The organism is Clostridium sp. D53t1_180928_C8 (genome assembly GCF_015667795.1).
GTDB lineage: Bacteria > Bacillota > Clostridia > Clostridiales > Clostridiaceae > Clostridium.
In genome coordinates this window covers 31,525-51,886 of sequence record NZ_JADPEL010000019.1, presented here as the reverse complement: position 1 = coordinate 51,886, position 20,362 = coordinate 31,525, and the positions used below count along the sequence as shown (strand labels likewise).

General features: G+C 30.1%; 6 protein-coding genes. 1 reads left to right on the top strand and 5 read right to left on the bottom strand.

The genetic code is table 11. The features are described 5' to 3' along the window. The first annotated feature begins 170 nt into the window (after positions 1-170). A complete protein-coding gene (locus I4V51_RS12435) occupies positions 171-1,238 on the top strand; it encodes a hypothetical protein (RefSeq protein ID WP_195988752.1) in 1,068 nt (355 codons plus the stop codon). A 104-nt stretch (positions 1,239-1,342) separates the two neighbouring features. On the opposite strand, the gene I4V51_RS12430 is transcribed toward I4V51_RS12435, so the two are convergent. The 5 genes from I4V51_RS12430 to I4V51_RS12410 form a co-directional block, all read right to left on the bottom strand. Next, on the bottom strand, positions 1,343-7,831 hold the full coding sequence (locus tag I4V51_RS12430; protein ID WP_195988751.1) for an Ig-like domain-containing protein: 6,489 nt from the start codon (positions 7,829-7,831) through the stop codon (positions 1,343-1,345). A 100-nt stretch (positions 7,832-7,931) separates the two neighbouring features. Continuing rightward, positions 7,932-12,755: a discoidin domain-containing protein gene (locus I4V51_RS12425; protein WP_195988750.1), complete on the bottom strand. Its 4,824-nt coding sequence runs from the start codon at positions 12,753-12,755 to the stop codon at positions 7,932-7,934. A 458-nt stretch (positions 12,756-13,213) separates the two neighbouring features. Next, on the bottom strand, positions 13,214-17,938 hold the full coding sequence (locus I4V51_RS12420) for a beta-N-acetylglucosaminidase domain-containing protein (protein ID WP_195988749.1): 4,725 nt from the start codon (positions 17,936-17,938) through the stop codon (positions 13,214-13,216). Positions 17,939-18,132: 194 nt separating this feature from the next. After that, on the bottom strand, positions 18,133-18,879 hold the full coding sequence (gene tpiA, locus I4V51_RS12415) for a triose-phosphate isomerase (protein ID WP_195988748.1): 747 nt from the start codon (positions 18,877-18,879) through the stop codon (positions 18,133-18,135). 170 nt (positions 18,880-19,049) lie between these two features. Then, positions 19,050-20,228: a phosphoglycerate kinase gene (locus I4V51_RS12410; RefSeq protein WP_195988747.1), complete on the bottom strand. Its 1,179-nt coding sequence runs from the start codon at positions 20,226-20,228 to the stop codon at positions 19,050-19,052. Positions 20,229-20,362 lie beyond the last annotated feature (134 nt).

The following is a 20,362-nucleotide window of genomic DNA, read 5'->3' as shown; positions in this document are numbered from 1 at the left end:
CCTCCTTGATTTTTACTACAAGTTTATAATATAGTTTTGAAAATTAAGATGGTGTTAAAATGTTAAGAAGTGATGTTAAGAAAGTATAAAGATTTTTAGGTTCCACGTGAACTTAATATTAGTAGGTATTCATATAATAAATCATAAGTAATTACAAAGGATGATTTATTATGAAAAAACTTTTTATTTATGTTCTTATCCTTACATTAACTTTGGTTATATGCTTAAATTTATTTTTATTTTATAATAACTCTTCTTTATCTAGTATTGTAAATAATTCTTCAGATAATAGAAATACGATAATAGAATTGGATGAATTTAAAAGTAATATAACTGAAATGAGTGATGCTAAGGAATCTTTTATTCTAACTGGAAATTCAAAATATAAAACCAATTATGAAACTTCACTAAATAATGCTTATGATAATGCAAATTCACTTCTAGATAATAATATAATATCTACAGAAGACAAAAATACTATTGTTGATTTGATTAATGATTATGATTCAATTAACCAATCTATATTTAATATCAGCATAACTTATCCTGTTTCACCAGAACTTGAAACATTAATTACTAACTCTAGCAATGCTAAATTAAAGGTTCTCCATTCTGTTAGTAATCTTATAGCAAATCATAGGAGTTCCCTAGAAAAATCTTCAAACTCACTTTCAAAATATATAGGTAATCAAAAAACATTTGTAAGTTGGATTAGTAGTATTTTTACTGCTCTAATGGCAATTCCTCCACTGTTAGCTAAAAAATTTGCAAAGGGCTCTAAAGATATTAGTAACGGTATTAATTCTATTGTAAAGTCTGATTCTAGTACAACTATTTCTACCGATACTAATGACTCATCTCCATTATTAGATTCAATTAATGCACTTGAAACATTTTTTAACTTTCAAAATAATTTAGAAGGAATAAAGGAAGTAAGAAGTCAATTAATTCAAAATGCCACATTAATTAATTATATTCGTATATCATCACTTAATAATTCTACAATTAATAATAAATGCCAAGACTGCATTAATACACTTAACTCAATATTAGATAGTATTGCTGAATTTGAAAAACTATATTCAACTAACCTATCTGCCATTTCATTAGATATAGTTTCCTATATTGCTAAACTTAAATGTTCATTAAATCAACTCTCAAGTGATTTATCTCAATTAAATGAATATAATAACTACCTTTTAAAATTAAATAATCTTCTTCTTAATAAAGAACAATAATAATTGATTATATAAATAAAGGCTATCTCAAAGTTATTTTAATAACCTTTGAGATAGCCTTTTTAATTAATAATTAGTAAATTTTTTATCTAATACAATAAAGATTATTTTTCACCTTCTTTTCTCTTTATCATACTAGTTCCACATCCTGCAAGTAACGCACCTAATGCTAATACTGTCACTGCTGAAGTTGCAGCTCCTGTTTTAGGTAGGCTAGTATTGCTATTATTACTATTGCTACTGTTACTATTAGTATTAGTGTTGTTATTATTTCCATTATTATTTGTATTTCCGTTATTGTTTGTTGTTCCATTATTATTTTCATTATTATTTCCATTATTTGAATTATTATTGTCATTTCCTGAATTTGATGCAATTAAGCCTTTCATTGCTACATCTAATTCATCTTCAGCTTTTGTAATATCTTTTTCACTTGCATTTTCATCAGACATAACTACTTTTGCCTTTTGTAATGCTTTTTCGAATTTTTTCCAAGTCTTTTCTGTGTAATCTTCCTTATTTAAAGATTCAGCTTTATTTATTAAATCCTCAAGTTTATCCTTACTTGGTTTTAATCTTAACTCTAAGTAAGCTCTTAATAAATTATCATAAGCTGTATCTACTTGTTCTTGAGTTGCATCTTCATTAACTAATATTTCATTAGCTGACTCTAAACTCTTCTCTATATTTTTCCAAGTGCTGCCTATATATTCATCTGAATTTAATTCACTTATCATATCTATAAGCCCTTGAAGTAATTCTTTGTTTACATCTTTCTTAACTAAAGAGTTTATTGCATCTTTTAAATTATTAGTTGCATCTTCTATATCAGCAGCAAGAGCATTTTCATCTTCATACACTTCCTTAGCTATAGTCAACTCTTCTTGTAATCTTGCCCATGATTCCTTAGTATAATCTTTTTCATTTAATTTTTCTGCTAACTCAATATTTGCCTTAAGAGTTTCTTTATCTCCACCCTTAAACTCTAACATCCAAATAGCATTTAATAATCTGTTAGTAATTGCATCTACTTCAGCTTCAGTAGCCTTTTCATTTGCTAATACAATCTTAGCTTGTTCTAACGCAGCATTAAATTCTCTAACAACTGCTGGAACTACACCTTCTAATGCTCCATCAGCTTTTACTTCTTCAGCATATTCAATTGTATATTGTAATAATGATTTATCAACAGTGCTTTCTCCATCTCCAGCCTCTCTTGTTATTGCTATTGTATATTTTACTTCCTTTAATCCATCTTCTGATGTAATTACTACATCAATCTTTTCTTTACCATTAATAGCATAAGTAGATTTTTCACTACTTTCTACTGTGTAAACAGTTGTTACTGATGCATTATTATTTACATCTACTGTTATCTCTGGTAAAGCTTCATCATTCTTAAGTGTTAATGAATAATCTAAAGTTTCTGGATTAAATCCTTCTAAAGCATTACCATTAGCTTTAATAGATTTCACTTCAAAATCATTATTTGCCACTACTCTTTCTTCAAAAGCCTTAATTTCAGTTATACCTAATCCCATATTTGTTTGTGCATCCATCTTAATTCTTAATGCATAAGTTTTTACCATATCAAATGTGTAGTAATTAGTAGCTGATCCTGATGTTGAAGTTGGATTTGCAACTAAGTTAGTTACATCTCTCCAATTGTTATCATCATTTAATGGTGAGCTTTCTTCTTTTAAAACATGAGCAGGATTGCTAGGTTTAACAATTTCATTACCAACATAGTATTGAATTGTTATATTACTAGGAATCTTTGTACCATTATCTTCAAAGAAATCAACTTCTAAGTTATTGATATATCTTTCTAGTGGATCTGCAACACCAAACATAATACCAACCCATTCGCTAGTATGCTTATCTGTTCTCTTCCAGTTTGACCATCTATTATTAGCTGCACTTGGGTTATGCTCTATTAATCCATCATTAACCTTTTCTATACTATCTTGAGAAGCAGCATCTACTGTTGTATCATTCGTATATGAAGCAATTGCCATCGGAAGGTCATATCCATTTCTAGCTCTAGCTATATTATCACCCTTAACAACCTCAGAAGAAACTCTGATATTTGCTTTTGCTATAATATCTACACCATCAACAACTCCAGTTACTTCAAATACACCTTCTTGTAGTAATAATTCTTTGTTATACTCTTCCCAAACAACAGCTAAATCCTTAACTGTTCCATCTGTATAATACGCTTTAACTGTATCTGGTAAAGTAGGTTCAACACCAACATTAGTTACTAATGCTAAGTTTCCTAATGCAGAAATTCCCTTAACTACAACTTTAGCTGTTGCCTTTAATTCTTGACCTTCTACAGTTCCTTTAACTTCAAATACACCATACTCATTATATTTTGCTTCATCAATTTCATCCCAAGTTACTTCTACATCCCTTGGTAATCCAATGTCAAAAGTAGCTTTAACCTTTGCTGGAAGCTCTGGCTTAACTCCTTTTTCAGTTTCAACAATAACTTTTTCATACGCTATTGCAATCTTATCTGCAGTGTTTTCTGAAATAGCAAATGTTAATATATTACTACTCTTTGTTACACCCTTATAAGTTACATCTGCATATAAGCTTATATCACCTGCTGTATATGCTGTAAGTTTATTTCCTTCTATTTTTACTTCTCCATTATTTTCAGATGTTGCATAGTATTTTATATCTAAATTAGACATTTCTACTGTACTATTATCTTGTAATTTAGCATCTACATTAATATCAACAATATCATCTTCTATTATATTATCTTTTGATAATGATATTTCTACATTATCTAACTTAGCTGCTTCTTCCTTAAATCTAATTGAATATACCTTTTTAGTAATTCCATCTTCAGCAGTTACTAAAACTTTTGCTACTCCATTAGTTGTAAGTGCAGGTACTACAAATATGCTTGCATTATCTTTAGCTGTAGCTGAAACCTCTGGAATTTCAGAGCCATAAGGAATAACAACTGAATATTCAGTAGTGTTTTCTGCAAATCCTTCAACAGTCACTCCATTTACCTTTATATCATTTAGTAAAGCAGTTCCTTCACTAACCATAACATTTGAGTAAACTTCAAATTCAGTAAGTCCAACAGCTTTATTTTGTGCTGTATCCTCTTTTAATAAGGCTCTTATCTTTGTTGTAGTTACCGCATCAAAAGTTATTTCTTCTGTTCCCTCTACTGTGAATCCAGTAGTCTTACTTTGATTTGATACTTGTACCCAATCTGTTCCATTAAAGTATTCTACTACTATTTCACTTGGTATTGCTACTCCATGGTCACTATAAAGAGAAAGACCTATTCTATTTATTGTATATTCTCTATTAAATTCAATACCTACATAATCATCATAATTTTGGTTTCCTTTTCCCCAGTTTGTCCATCTATTTTGAGGACTATTTCCCTTAGAAATTACACCATCATTTATATTATTAATGTTGTCTGGTCCAGAATATGATGTAAATGCCTTTGGATATTCTCCATTTTCTCTTAAAGCAACATTCTTTTCTTCATAATTATTAGAAACTACTATTATAGCTTTTGCTTTTATTCCTGATACACCTTCAATAGTTCCTAGAATTTCAACTGTACCAACACTAGCTACATCTTCTGCTGTTAATGTTCTTTCCCAAGTAACACCATGTTCCTCTATAGTTCCATCGTTAAACACTACTGATGTAGTATTAGGAAGAATTACTAATTGATTAACAGCTGTTAGTATTCTTACATCTTGAGCTCCAATCATATCTCTAACTACAACATTTATAACTACAGGTATATTACTATTTTCTATACTTCCAGTTACCTTAAATGTTCCTGGTTGTGCTAACTTATCACTTGAAACCTCTTCCCAAGTAACATTAACATCATTCTTAGTTCCATCAGTGTATAATGCTGTTACTGTTTTAGGTAAATTTAATTCACCATTTACAGGAACTGTAATATCACTAACATCATATCCAACAATCTTATTTTTATCTAAATCCTCTTCTTCTACTGTATAAACATTTATAGTATCAGTAGATAAACCATTACTTGTTGCTGTTAAAGTAAATGAACCAGCATTCTTAGTTGATTGAACAATTACTAAAGCTTTACCATTAAAGGCTTCTCTTTTATTATCCTTATATCTTTCAACACTTGCTGCATTACCATTATCAACACCAACAATTACACCATTACCACTAACTTCAAAATTAACTAAATTACTTGCATCTGGTACTAATGTTCCATTTTCATCAACTATATCAACAGTTATATATGATAAATCATATCCATCTGCTTCTATAACTTGTCTGTCTGCACTTAAATCTATTGCTTTAGCTTCATTTGCAGTTTTAACTACATCTCTTGCAATTTCTTGACCATTTTCATCTTTTGCAACAGCTGTTAATTTACCTGGTCTATATTCAACTCTAAATTCTAAATGTAATTTACCATCACTAGTTTCTTTATATTGTCCATTATATCCAGCATTAGTAACTTCATATTCATCACTTGCAACTAATGATCCTAATTCATTACTATTAACATCTTCGTTATAATATAAATCTACACTATTTGCATTTGTATATGCTTTAACTAATATCTTATTACCATCAACTTTTATACTATCATCATTTTCCCAATTCCAATGTGGTAGTAAATGTACCATTGGTTCATTAGACCATTGACTTTGATAGAAATAATATATATCCTTCTCAAAACCTGCTGTATCTATTGCTCCAAAATATGAAGACTTAGATGGGAAAGTGCTATAATATGGAGTTGGTTCCCCTATATAGTCAAATCCAGTCCAAATATATTCACCTAAAATATACTCTTTATCTCTATCTCTTTTCCATGCATCTTCTGCAGTTCTTCCCCAACCAACATGATCATTATCATAATCTGATTGTTGTAAATTATCATGTTTATCCATTTGATTTGTTCTTTCTGGATGCGCATAGAATCCACGACTTCTAGTTGCTGAAGATGTTTCTGATCCATATAAAACCCAGTCTGGATATTTTTCATGGAATGAATCATAATTTGCTTCAGCGTAGTTAAACCCAACAACATCAAATACATTAGCTACATTTTCATGAGCTCCTGTTCCAGATCCCATTCTAAATTTATCCTCTCCTAAAGTTGTTGGTCTTGTAGTGTCTATCTCCTTAACCCAACTTTGAAGGTTTTGTGCTGTTTGTACAGCCTTTGTTTGGTTTGTTTCCCAAACTTCATTACCAAGAGACCACATAATTATACTTGGAGCATTCTTTCCTCTATTAACCATTTGCTTAACATCATATTCGGCCCAAGTCATATCACCATGAATTGATTTTTGTTCAAAAAATCTTCCATAGTCATAAGTCTTCTTACCACCATACCAAGTATCAAATGCTTCATCTATTAATAGAATTCCCTCTTCATTACAAATATCTATTAATGTTTGAGCTGCTGGGTTATGTGTAACTCTTATAGAGTTTACCCCCATATCCTTTAATTTTTTAACTTGTCTTCTTATTGCAGCTTCATTTGCAACAGCACCTAAAGCTCCTTGATCATGATGCATACAAACTCCTTCAAGCTTCATTTGTTCACCATTTAAAAAGAAACCATTATCAGTAGTAAGATCAAACCATCTCATACCAAATTCTGTTGTATACTCATCTACAACTTCATTATTAATTAATACCTTTGTAACAACATCATATAAATATGGATTTTCAGTTCCCCAAAGCTTAGGATTTTGAACCTCTACATTTTGATCATATTTATAAGTACTATTTGCTGTTATAACTTGCGTTGAGCTACTATCTCCAACTACATTTCCTTCACTATCATATATAGTTGAAACTAAAGTAACTTCTTTATCAGTACCTTCTTCATTTGCTATATCTGTTTTTATATTAACAGTAGCCTTACCTGTTGAATATTCACTCTTTAAGTTAGGTGTAGTTACATATGTTCCATATTGTTCTACATGAACTTTATCTGTTACAGTAAGCTTAACATCTCTATATATACCGCTTCCTGAATACCATCTACTACTTGGCTGTCTATTATTAACCTTTACTGAAATTACATTTTCAGTAACTCCGTCACATATTAAATTATCTGTTATATCAAATGAAAATGGTGTATATCCATAAGGATGATTACCAACCTGTACTCCATTTACATAGATGTAACTATCCATATAAACTCCATCAAAATCAATTGTTATCTTTTTACCTTCCATTTCCTTTGGTAATACAAAAGATTTTCTATACCATCCAATACCACCATCTAAGAATCCACCTTCATGAGTAGATGGTGAATTTTTGTTAAAATCCTGTTCTATACTCCAATCATGAGGTAATGTTAGGTTTCTCCATGCTTCATCATCATAATTTTTATTCTTAGCATCAGGTACATCACCTAAATTAAACTTCCATCCATCATTAAATAATGTTGAACGTTGAAATCCTGTTTCTGCCATATTAACCCTAGACACCTTATTACCAATACTTTCAGCAAATGTTACCACTCCTGAAGATGTAGTTATTAGTGTTAAAGATAGAATAGTGCTTAATATCTTCTTATACTTCATTCTCTTCTCCCCCTATTATTAGTTAATTATCTATATTAATCGTTTACCTATAATATAGCTCTTTAATGGAAATGCCTTAATTAAGGCATTTCCAATTTAATTATTTATCTGTTTTTTTCTTCTTCATCATAACAACTCCTGCACCTACAACTACAACCGCTAAAATAATTATAATTGTAGAAGAAACTACAGCACCCGTTTTTGGTAGAGAGTTTGTTAAATTTGAATTACCTTTATCTCCAGTACTATTTGGTTTATTAGTATTGTTATTTGAGTTGTTTGATCCATTTGAATTATTAGATTCATTAGAATTTGCAACTAAATTAGCTTTAGCTATTTCAAGATCTGAAATCGCCTTATCAATGTCTTTTTGAGTAGCATCATCATTAGCCAAAGTCTCACTAGCTGTAGCTAAAGCAAGATTTAAATTATTAACACTTTCTTTTGTATATTTTGATAAATCTATTTCTTTAACTTTGTTTATTAAATCTTCAAGCTTAGATTTATCTGGCTTTAATCTTAATCCAAGATAAGATACTAACAAATCATTATATGCCTTATCTACTTCATCTTGAGTTGCATTATTATTATTTAATACTTCTATAGAATTATTAAGTTGAGCTTCTAATAAACTCCATGTAAAATCTATATATTCTTCCTTATTTAATGAACTAATCTTATCTACAAGATTTTGTAATTCATCTTTATCTACATTATTTATAACTAAGTTATCTATTGCAGCTTTTAAAGCCTCTGCTGCTTTATCAACTTCATCTTGCATTGCATTTTCATCATTATATACTGATTTAGCCTTTTCAAGCTCCTCAACAAGCTTTATCCAAGACTCATTAGTATATACTTTTTCATCTAAAGCTTCAGCACTATCTATAAGATTCTTTAATGCTTCTTTATTACCTTGTTTAAATTCAAGCATATGAATAGCATTTGTTAACCTCTTAAATACTGCATCAACTTCAACTGCTGTTGCTTCATTATTTTCATAAACCTTTTTAGCTTCATCTAAAGCTTCATTAAATTCTCTTACAACTGCAGGTACTACATCTTCTAAATCACCTTTTTCTATTATTTCTAAAGCATAATCTATTGCAAATTTTAACGCTGTCTTATTAACTTCTGGTTTTTCTTCATTATTTTCTTTTTCTTTATAAACATTAAATTCTGATGCTGCTGCAAATCCACCAACACCTTGTAATGCTTCAAATTTAATATAATTTGCTTCAATAGGAGCATCGAATTTTATTGTTTTTAACTTAATATTATTCTCAAAATTTCCTTCTGAAACTTTTGTAAATTCTTCTCCATTAACACTTGTGTATATTGCATATTTAGTTATTATCCCGTTTGTTCCTCCTGCTTGTCTTGGAAGATATGTGAATCTATCCACTTTATAAGTGTTACCTAGATTTATAGTTACACTTTGAGGTAGTTCATCCTTTGGAGAATATTTAGTATGCCATATAGTTCCTTCATTACCATCTAAAGCAAAGCTAGCTAAACCTTCAGTTCCAACATTAGGATGCTCACTTGTTGCAGTTATAGTCATTTGTGATTGTGGTATTAATGTCTCATCGTATATAGTAGCAACATTAGCAATAATTAAATTATCAACTTGTCCTTTAAATGCATTAGTTTCACTACCAATAGTTTCTAATGGGAATACAAATGTTCCAAACTTTCCTTCAGAACCTGATTTACTTATCTCATCAACATATTCTCCATTTACATAAAGTTCTGTTTTATTAATTTTACCTATTATAGTTATATCTACCCATTCTCCCTTTGGAAGTGTGTAATTGAAAGAATAATTATACCCTTCTCTTGAGAATCCAACTTTACCAGTTTCACTTTGTACAGCTTTAAATGACCCTTGTGGTGATTCAAATAGAATTTGTTCACCTTCATTACTATCTGTTGATCTGTTTACACTAAATGAAATTGAATAGTTTGGACCTATATTTTTAACTGGAGTTCTAAGATAACTATTTTCACCATTCAAGCTTAATGCTCCTCCTTGAATAGATGAATTATTTAAACTAATTGAGTTATATTCATTTCCTGATTTATCTTCTACTAAATTTCCATTTACATTATTAAAATCATATTCAATAACTTTTTCAGTTTTACTTTCAACATCATATTTAGGATTAGTATTTGGAGCTAAGTTTACTTCATTTACAACTTCTTTAAATTCATTATATGTCTTATCATCAGCTTCTCCCCACATCTTTTCAGATAAAACTTGAATTGCAGGAAGTGTTCTATCAAATAAGTCATATTCAACAATTCCATTTGCAGCTTTATCTATCATATCATTCCAAAGTGCAAACATACCTCCACGCATTTGCTTTGCTCCTTGTGGAATAACAACCCCATTACTAAACTTATTTACTTCCCAATTCTCATATAACCATTGGCTACTTAGGTAGTCTTTATAATAATTAGCACCTGGTACAATATAAAGATATGCATCATCAGTATTTATTAAATCATATCCTTGATTATACATAGCTTGAGGATTTGCCCAACCACAATTCCATATATTCATTTCTATATTTTCAGATGTTACAGGAGTGCTTCCTGATTTATGACTTAAGCTACCCCAAACTCTTGTAGTTCTTCCTTTTTCATCTCTTACATACTTTAACATTTTATCTAAGTATGATCTATATTCTTGAGAATCTCCATAGAATTCATCTGAACCTATATGGAAAGTAACATCTCTAAATACAGAATTATCTCCACCATCTAGGTATTCATCATATATTCCTTTTATATACTCTATTACCTCTGGATTTGTTACATCTAACATAGCTGCATTTTCACCTTGCCCATCTCTATAAGCATATTCTGGATGAGCTTTCACAAATGCTAATGCATGTCCAGGTGTATCAAATTCTGGTACTATATTTACTCCATAAATTTTAGAGCTATCTATAAAATTTCCAAACTCCTCTTTACTATATGATAAATCTTGTGCTGTTAAAGGAACTCCATTTTCACCTACATCATTTGATTCAAGACGGAACGCTGCATATGCGTTCATAGCATCTTCACCTATATTAGAGTAATCCCTTTCTAACCATATATAATTATCATTTAAATGCACTTGAAAATCATTCATCTTATACCAAGACATAGTTTTAACAATTTCATATAAATAATCTAATGAAACAGGCTTTCTTGCTACATCTAACATAAATCCTCTTATGTCATATTGTGGATAATCTCTAACTAATCCTTTAGGTATAAAATCTTCATTTTGCTTAAGAATTTGAAGTATTGTTCTACTAGCTAAGAGGATTGCTTGTGCAGTATTTCCCTCAATACTAACAAAATCATCAATATTCATATAATATCCTTCTTCTCTAAGCTCAGGATAATTTGAGTTTAAAGCAATATAGAAATCTCCATTTTGAGGACTATTTGATACAACAACTTTTATCTCTTTTCCTGTTACATCTTTGTAATCGTTAGCAAAAATTTCAGCAGTTTCTCTAAGTTTTGCTTCTGATTCTTCATTTATTACTATTCTTGAAGTGTTGCTTATTGTAAAGTTGCCACTCTTTCCTGCCCACTCCCTTAACTCTGGAATTACTGTTGGTTTTTTATTTCCTTCAACATTATGAACACCTGGAACAGTAATTTCTATAACTGGAGAAGTTGCCTTTTCTTCACCTTTGCGTACTTCAAAATTCACTTCAACCTTTGTATCTACTAACGGTTTATGAATATTCATTTCATAATCAATAACTTCTTCATAATCAGCTCCAACAAAAGAAATTTCAAATCCCTCTGGAACTGTTGGCATAGTAAGAACAGTATCTTCACTTGTAAGTTCTTGTACTACTAAATTATTGGCTACTTCTGAAACAGTTTTTGGCGCTTCTGGAATTCCTCCATTGTATGCTTGTAATTCATATACTGATACTGTATTCCAGTTTACACCTTCTGAATTTGCAATATGCTCATCTATATATAATCTTATATATCTTGCTTTTACGGCCTCTGATAATTCTATAGCTTCTCTAAAGTTGGCCGGATATTTATTTGCAGCATATACATCAGTCCATGTACTATCATCATCTGAAACTTGTATCCTATAATTATTTGAGTTTCTTCTTTCCCATTCAATTACGAAACTATCAAACTTAGTTGCTTTTCCTAAGTCAACTTTTAACCATTGTGGGTCTGAAGAAACAGCACTTGCCCATCTTGATTTTTTAGTAGTTGTTCTATCTACTACTCCATCAAAGGCTTTATTCGCTGTAAAATCATTTGTTTCAATTGATGAAGCACTTGCAGTTTTATTTAGTGCTATATTTACTCCTGGTTCTGGATCCTGATCTACAATTGTTCCTTCTCCATAAACTTCGATTTCATATATAGACACTGTTTCCCACGTAACATTTTCTGCTGTTGCTGAATAATCATCAATAACTATTCTAATATATCTAGCTTCTTGATTACCAACATTTACAGTTTCAATAAAATCTGTTGCCCCTCCTCCTACGTAAATTGATGTCCAACTTTCTGAATCATCTGATATTTCAATTTTATAGGAATTAACATTTCTACGTTCCCAAGTAATAGTTACCTCATCAAAATTTTGTTTTTTTCCTAAATCTACAGCTACCCATGGGCCATTTTCATATCTTTCACATGCCCATCTTGATGATTTAGAACCTTCCCTATCAACTATTCCGTCTGTTACTTTTTTTGCAGTAAAGGTGCTTGTCTCTTCACTTGATGCAAAAGCAGCTTTGTTTAAAGCTAGATTAACTTTTTCCGATACCTTTTCGGCATTAGTGTTTACATATGCCGATACATTACTAATTAACATAGTAAATGTAAGCATCGTTGCTAAAGATAAATTAATTATTTTTTTCCTCTTTAGACCTCTCATTATTCTACCCCTCTCTAAATTTTGTTTATAATTTTATATAAATATCAACTTATATATATAAATTGATAGTTTAACAAATAATAAAACCTTCTAATATTTAGAGCATTATGCCTATTGCTTCTGAATTCCTTACCACATTTATATTTACCGATAAATACTTATTTTTAGGCATCACAAATTGACTTATCTAGATAAAACTTTCATCAGATAAGTTCCCCTAATGCCCTCTTAAGGTAACACGGTCTATTTACAAAATTTATTCTTTTAATTAAATATATCAGTTTTTACCATTATTGTAAATGTTTTTAACCAATTCTAGCATAGCAATTTTCTTATACTTTTCTGCAATATATTGATATTTTTTTAGTTTTTATTATGTATTTAATTTACTTTTATAAATTAAACGATACTTTAAAATATTATTAGTTCATATTTTAAAGTATCGTTTTAATTTTATTCTAATATTCTTTTTTCCTTAACATTAATGCTCCTCCAACCGTTAATAACCCTGATATTATTAACGTTACTGATGACGAAACTATATCACCGGTCTTTGGTAAATTTTCATTAATTTTATTTATGCTTGAACTACCATTATTATTCTCACTTCCATTAGAGTTGCTAATATAATCTTTTTCTACTAAAGATTCCTTAGCATTTCTAAGGTTTTCTACTACTTCATTCACCTCATCTTCAGTAGCTTCTTTATTATTTAATACTACACTAGCTTTTGCTAATTCTTTCTTCATCAAATTAATACTTTTAGTAGTATATTTAGATAAATCTAATCCTTCTACTTCTTTAATTAATCCTTCAAGTAAAGACTTATCAGGGGTTAATCTTAAACTTAAATACGCTCTTAATAAAGAACTATACACTTCATTTACTTCTACTTGAGTAGCAATTTCAGATTCTAATACTTCAGTTGCATTTTTAAGTGTATTTTCAAATGATATCCATGTTGATTCTATATATTTTGAAGAATCTGTTTCCTTTACTCTATTAATCAAGGCTTGAAGTGCCGATTTATCTACTTTCTTAGACTCCTCTAGATTTTTAATAGCTTCTTTCAAATTCTCAGCCATTTCATTTATCTCTTCTTGCATTGCATTGTCATCTATTAGCACCTTATTTGCTTCTTCAAGTATAGACTCTAAATTCAACCAACTCTCATCAGTATAATCATTTCTATTTAAAGCGTTAGCTGAATTAATTAAGTTTTCTAATTCTGATTTATCACCTTGCTTAAATTCAAGCATATGAATTGCTTCTGCTAAATTATTAAATGCTTCATCTACTTCAGTTTGAGTAGCAAACTCATTATTATATACTATATAAGCTTCTTCTAAAGCCTTATTAAAGCTTTTAATTACAGCTGGTACAACTCCCTCAAGAGCACCACTTTCCTTTAGTTCTTCAGCATAATCAATATTAATTCTTAATGCTAATTTATTTATCTCTTCTGGTTTATTATCATTTTCTTCTAATTGCGAAATAGCAACTTCTACTGCTTCTTTAGCAACATCTATTTGTTCTTGAGTTGCTTCACCATTTATTAAAACTTCTTCTGCAATATTGATTGCTTCCTTCAATGAATCTATAGTTTCCTTTGTATACTTATCAGCTTCATTTTCAACTATACTCTTGGCACTTTCTATAATTGCCTTTAATTCATCCTTATTTATTACATCATCAGGCTTTTCATCTGGTATATTTTCACTTGATTTCTTTACTGTTATTATTTCATTTATAATTGGTTTAACACCATTCCATGTCAACTTAACATCTAAAACATTATTTAAATTACTAGTATCAAAATAATTATAAGAATTAGATAAAGCTCCAATCTCATGCCATCCATCTAAATCTCTTATTTCAACACTTGCATTTGAAATACCTGTTGGGCCTTGTAAAATAATCAATTCACCAACTTCACTGTAATCAGAAAGCCTATATAATAATTCACCCTCTAACTCTTCTCCAGCAGGTGTATAGAATGTAGATAATTTTTTATCTATTACAGTTTCAGAAGTATTACTTAATTCACCTTCTGGTTTAGCTATTAATGATAAATTTATATTGGTATCTATATTAACACCTTCATTTATTAGTATTTCATTTAATGCTAACCATGCATTACTATTATTTTTTGATATTAATCTAATATATCTAGCTCTTTTATTAATGCCTTCCATAGTTCTATATCTATAAGGAGCTTTAAGTGTTGGGAAATTAGTCTCTCTACTTTCACCTGCTATTTCATCTATAACTTCCCATATTTCTCCATCTAAAGATACTTCTAAGTTTCCATTTCTAAAATAATCCTTTTCAGAATCTCCTATTACTAAATCTATCTTGTCGATATCAACTACTCCACCTAAGTCTACTTGTACATATTTATCTTTTCCCTGTGCTGAACCAAACCACACCTTACTTTCTAGCTTTTTATCAAAAATACTTTCTATATTTCCACTATATATACTTCCATAATTATGAGTAATTTTTATATCTTGAAACTTATTAAGCGTAACTGATAATTTATTTAAATCAAATGTTATATCATTATTTTCTTTGTTTATCACTCTAATATACCTTGCTTCACTTACATCTGTTGCTTCATTCCATTCAACTCCATTAATAGAAGCTTCTATAGTTAGATTTTCTGATGAAGACTCACATATTATATCAGCAATTCTTTCTATTCCAGTTAACTTTAAACCTAAATATTCATTTGTTTTTAATGTAATATTTGATATATTTAATATTTCTGCCTTTAGCTCTGATATACTAACTTCAGTATTTTCTAGCTCTTTAACATTAGTAAATAAAACTGGTTTATTTTCCTCTTTATTTATTTTTATTTCTCTTACTGCAGTCCATAAATCTGGCTTTCCACCTGGTACTCCTGCAATTGTTGCTCTATATCTTATATATCTTGCTTTTATAGATAAATTATTTTCTACTATTCTAGAGTCTGTTCTTTCCTCACCGATAGCTGACCAATTCTGCCCATCCTCTGAATATTCTAAAATACCCTTATGAAATCTATCATGATCAGTATCATTTCTTCCTTGAACAATTTCTATATTGTTAACATCAATAACTTTTCCTAAATCAACTCCATACCAATCTCCTACTTTTTGTAGAGTTTTAAAATAAGCATATGTTTCTTCATCTCCATCAACTATTAAATCTAATTCATTTGATTTATATGAAGACATCGGTATTCTACTACTTGACTGTGGATCCATTTCCATATATATTTTTGAATCTAAACTACTTATTAACTCATTTGCAAATGGAATTAATCTCTTTGCTCCACTTTCAACAACAACATCTGGATAATTTAATTTTTTAGTTGTAAAAGTTTGAGATGTTTGTTTGAAAACTGTAGCATTTGATAATTCTGTCCATGCTACATCAAGATTAGATTCTCTAATTGCAATAGCACTATTAACTGATGCTTTACATGCTTTTACTATATATTCTAAAGATCCTAACCAAGGCTTTATTTCACTCTTCATTTTTTCATTCAAATTCTTTTCGGAATTAAATACTAAAATTGCCTCTAATATCTTATCAAATTCATAAATTAATCTACTTCCTACCTCACTAATCTCTTCCCCACTATTATAATTGTTTAAAAATAACTCTAAATCCTCTTTTATATATTCTGACTCTTCTAAAACTAAATTTCTATTACTTGGAGATGGATCACTTAAATGAGAAGCTATAGTATGGAATTCTTCTGCTACTTCTGGATTTATATATTTAAATGAATCCTCCCAGCTTTTATCATCATTAAACTCATCAGTATTCCATGTATAATCTGCAATAGCAAATATAGCTGTCTTTGATAATTCTGCATATTCTAATGGATTAGTTACTATTCCTGAAATATTATGGACTCCTGGATTCATAACCTCTCCCTTTCCAAGCATTAATCGTGCTGAGTTATGTCCATTAACTGGCCAATTAAGCCACATATAAGTATCTCTTCCTATTAAATCTTTTGGCCATTGCATTTCTGATTCAACTACTTGTCCACAAACATCTACTCCAGTCCACATTATTTCAACATTTTCTGGAACATTCGCTAATGCTCGTAAATATGGTTTACCTTTCTCCCCAGTCCATGCCTGATTATAGTATGGTGGACAATATACTAATGAGTAACAATCCCCTTTTTCCTTAACCCAATTAGCTACATCTGTTACAAGTCTTACATGCCAATCTTTATCCGCTAATGATTGATCGGTACTTATATCATCCATAAAAAGGCCAAATTGCCTCACTCCAATACCATATAATTGTTCTAATTTATTTAATAATGTTTGAAGTTCATTATCATAATCATTCCAATTAATCATATTAAATCCTGGATGAATAGCCCAAATAAATTGTGTTTTACTCTTATGTCCTACATCTACTAATTCCTTTATTTCAGCTAGTTTATCTTCTGGATACAGCTCTCTCCACTGTCTATTATGATAAGGATCATCCTTAGGAGCAAATATATATGAATTCATTTTAAAATTTCCACCAAACTCCATTAAACTCTTTCTATCTTCATTTGACCAAGGATAACCATAAAATCCTTCAATAAATCCTCTCCATTTAGCATCTGCAAAATCTTCATACATAACATTTTCTATTTGATTATTTTCTATTTGATTGAAAATCATTTTTAAAGTTGCTATACCATAATATGCCGAATCTGTTGTATCACCCAATATCGCAATTACCCCATTTTCCTTCAAACTATTATCTACTTTTAAAACATAAGCATCTTCTTCTAAAAATATTTCTTGATTATACTCTATATTTTCATTAAAATAATTATCTACGTATCCGTTAGATCCTCTTACTCCAATAATAATATTAGTTTTATTATCAACCACTTCGTTAGAGAAAGTATTATTAATACCCTTAGTAGATAATATTTCAACAATAAAGTTTCTAGTAGATTCATCAATTCCCTCTTCTAATACTATGTTAACTTCATCTGTAATTCTAAAATCAGCCCCTAAATATATCTCATTTTGTGGTAATGGATATATTTCATAATTTTTTTGCACCTGAACATTTGTATCATTCCCACTAGCACTAACCCTTATAGCTACAGTATTAAATAGACCAATACTTAAAGTAGTTGCCAATATTAAACTAGTTAATCTTTTCATTTTTTTATACTCCCCCATTACTTTATATTTATAATATAAAAAAATGTTCCCCCCTTTATAATAATTATGTAAACAACCTATTCTTTACAATTATACTGGGAGTATATCTCTTTGTAAACATTTACCATGTAAATTCGCAATAAAAAAATAGACTTAAACTATATATTATAAGTTTAAGTCTATTTAAAAAAATTTTAGTAGTTTACGATTTGAGCAAAATCAGCAGCAACTAAACTAGCTCCACCAACTAAAGCACCATCGATATCAGATTGAGCCATTTGAGCTTTTATAGTTCCAGGCTTAACTGATCCACCGTATTGAATTCTTACTTTATCAGCAACTTCTTTACCGAACATTTCAGCAACAACGCCTCTTATAGCCATTATTGTTTCATTAGCTTGCTCATCAGTAGCAGTTTTACCAGTTCCGATAGCCCAGATTGGTTCGTAAGCTATAACAACTTTTTCTGCTAATTCTGTTGATAAACCTTCTAAATCAGCTTTGATTTGAGATCCAACAACTTCATTAGTTGTTCCATTTTCTCTTTGTTCTAAAGTTTCTCCACAGCAAAGGATTGGAGTCATGTTATGAGCAAAAGTAGCTTTAACTTTTTTATTTAAAGCTTCATCAGTTTCATTGAACATTTCTCTTCTTTCACTATGTCCTAAAACTACGTAATCTACACCCATAGCTTCTAACATTCTTGGAGCGATTTCACCAGTGAAAGCTCCTTTTTCTTCAAAGTGCATGTTTTGAGCAGCAACTTTGATGTTTGATCCTTCAACTGCTTTTAATACAGCATCTAAGCAAACAAAAGTAGGACAAACTACTACATCACAAGTAGCATCCTTTACTAATGGTTTTAATTCATTTATAACATTAACAGCTTCTTCTGGAGTGTAATGCATTTTCCAGTTTCCAGCAATAATAGCTTTTCTCATTGTATTCACCTCATAATTTATTTTTAAATAATTAGTTATGAATGAAGTATAAACTTCATTCATAACTTTTAAATCTATTTTTAATAAAATCTTTAAAGGAAGTCCATACTCACCTTTCGTATGAGTACACCACTGTGTAACTTCAACTAATCAAATTAAAATTTGGAAGCTTACTTATCGTTTAAAGCAGCGATTCCTGGTAATGTTTTACCTTCTAAGAATTCTAATGAAGCTCCACCACCTGTAGAGATGTGAGTCATTTTATCTCCGAATCCTAAGATGTTAACAGCAGCAGCTGAGTCTCCTCCACCGATAACTGTTGTAGCATCTGCATCAGCCATAGCTTTAGCAACTGCAATTGTTCCCTTGTTGAAGTTTTCGAATTCGAATACTCCCATTGGTCCGTTCCAGATAACAGTCTTAGCATCTTTAATTGCATCAGCATATAAAGCTTCTGTCTTAGGTCCGATATCTAATCCCATGAATCCAGCTGGAATGTTTTGATCTTCAGTAACTGTAGCTTCAACATCCTTGAATCCATCAGCAATTCTGTGGTCTACTGGTAATAAGAATTTAACACCGTTAGCTTCAGCTTTAGCGATCATTTCCTTAGCATAATCCATTCTATCATCTTCACATAAAGAAGTTCCGATTTCATATCCTTGAGCTTTTAAGAATGTGTAAGCCATTCCTCCACCAATGATAATTGTATCAACTTTTTCTAATAAGTTGTTGATAACAGCAATTTTATCAGAAACCTTTGATCCACCTAATATAGCAACGAAAGGTCTAACTGGAGCATTTACAGCTTCTCCTAAGAATTTTAATTCTTTTTGGATTAAGTATCCGCATACAGCTGTATCTACAAATTTAGTAACACCTTCAGTTGAAGAGTGAGCTCTATGAGCAGTTCCGAATGCATCATTAACGTAGATGTCACATAAAGAAGCTAATTCTTTAGATAATTCTTCTCCGTTCTTAGTTTCTTCTTTTCTGCATCTAGTGTTTTCTAATAATACAACGTCTCCGTCTTTCATATCAGCAACAGCTTTTCTAGCATTTTCTCCAACAACTTCTTCGTCTCTAGCGAAAACAACTTCTTTACCTAACATTTCGCTTAATCTTACAGCAACTGGTGCTAAAGTTTTAGAAGCATCTTTTCCTAAGTGTGAGCAAAGTATAACTTTAGCTCCATTTTCTACTAAGTATTTAATAGTTGGAAGAGCTCCTACTAATCTATTTTCATCAGTGATAACACCATCTTTTAATGGTACATTAAAGTCACATCTTACTAAAACTCTTTTACCGTTAACTTGAACATCTTCAATTGTCTTCTTATTAAAGCTCATTCTTTTCACCTCATAATTTATTCATACTTTTATCTATAATTTTAAAATAGGCCCGGTCTTATAAGTATGCCTTAGAGACCGGACCCTTTTTAGGATCTTATAAGAGTGCTTTTATAAGCATCTAAATCCATATA